Origin of the sequence: Nocardiopsis sp. TNDT3 (assembly GCF_003427465.1) — a bacterium.
GTDB lineage: Bacteria > Actinomycetota > Actinomycetes > Streptosporangiales > Streptosporangiaceae > Nocardiopsis > Nocardiopsis dassonvillei.
Genome location: NZ_QPFC01000864.1, coordinates 1 through 1,409, shown reverse-complemented (window position 1 = coordinate 1,409; position 1,409 = coordinate 1). Strand labels below are relative to the sequence as shown.

The 1,409-nt window shown below is 78.0% G+C and carries 1 protein-coding gene and 1 pseudogene; both read left to right on the top strand.

Annotation, left to right across the window (positions count from 1 at the left end; all coding sequences use genetic code 11):
• Window positions 1-427: pseudogene (locus tag DQW06_RS20740) on the top strand (4-hydroxybenzoate polyprenyltransferase); the annotation flags it as partial.
• Window positions 424-1,278 (top strand): sugar phosphate isomerase/epimerase, encoded by an 855-nt coding sequence (locus DQW06_RS20735; RefSeq protein WP_013153355.1) that lies wholly within the window; start codon window positions 424-426, stop codon window positions 1,276-1,278. The pseudogene DQW06_RS20740 and the gene DQW06_RS20735, both read left to right, overlap by 4 nt.
• Window positions 1,279-1,409: the final 131 nt, after the last annotated feature.

Genomic DNA, 1,409 nt, shown 5'->3' with positions numbered 1-1,409 from the left:
CGCGGCCAGGCCCGCGCTGGCGCTGGCCGTCCACACGCTCGGGGTGACCGCCCTGAGCCGGGGCGAGGTGCACGGGACGCGGCCCTCCGTGGCGGCGGGTGCGCTGGTGTGCACCCTGGCCAGCGCCGCGCTCGCCGCCGCGCCCGCACGGCCCACGCGCGAAGGCGCGGCGGGCGGCGCCGCGGCCAGGGCCCTGGCGGGGGCGCTCGCGGGGGTCTTCGCGCTGGGGGTGGGATCCGCGCAGGCCAGGGCGCTGGTCGAGCCCGAGGCGCACCACGCGCGCGCGGCGACGGGCGCGGGCATCCGGGGGATGATCCCGCTCCAGGCGGCCCTGCTGGCCGGGTACGGCGCGCCGGACGCCGCGTGCGCGCTCGCCGTCGGCGTGCCCGTGGCGGCGAGGGCGTCCAAGGCGGTGTCGTTCACATGAGGTTCGGATACGGCACCAACGGCTTCTGGGACCACCGGCTGGACGACGCGCTGGCCCTGATCGCCGACCTCGGCTACGAGGGGGTGGGGCTGACGCTGGACCACCCGCACCTGGACCCCTTCACGCCGGACGCCTTCGCGCGCACCGCGCGCATCGGTCGGCGGCTGTCCGAACTGGGGCTGGCGGTGGTCGTGGAGACCGGTGCCCGCTACCTGATGGACCCGCGCCGCAAGCACGAGCCCACCCTGGTCTCCGACGAGGGCGCCGAGCTGCGGGTGGACCTGCTGCGCCGCGCGGTGCGCGTCGCCGACGACCTGGGGGCCGAGGCCGTCTCCTTCTGGTCGGGCATCCTCCCGGCGGGGGTGAGCCGGGAGCGGGGCTGGTCGCGGCTGACCTCGGGCGTGGAGCGGGTCCTGGCCACCGCCGACGACCTCGGCGTGGACTGCGCGTTCGAGCCCGAGCCCGGCATGTTCGTAGAACGGGTGGCCGACGCGCTGGAGCTGCGTGAGCGGCTGGGCGACCCGCCGCGCCTGCGGGTGACGGTGGACGTCGGGCACGGCGTGTGCAACGAGCCGGACGGCCCCGAGGGCGCGGTCCGGCGGGCCGGGGCCCTGATCGCCAACGTCCAGCTGGACGACATGCGGCCGGGCGTGCACGAGCACCTGGAGTTCGGCGACGGCGAGATCGACCTGCCCGGGGTCCTGGGCGCTCTGGAGGATGTCGGCTACCGGGGTCTGGCGTCGGTGGAGCTGCCCCGCCACGGGCACGCCGCTCCCCTGGTGGCCGAGCGGTCGATCCGCGCGCTCACGCGGGCGCTGGCCGACTCCCGCGCGCGGAGGGCGGGGGTGTGAGCGGGGAGTACGCCTTCCTGGACACGGACGCGGCGCGCGGGGCCCTGGCCGCCCAGGTCGGGCAGGTGCGCGAGCGGCCCGCGCGGATCGCCGTGCTCTTCCCCGCGGCGGCCAGGAGCGTGGCGCGCGGG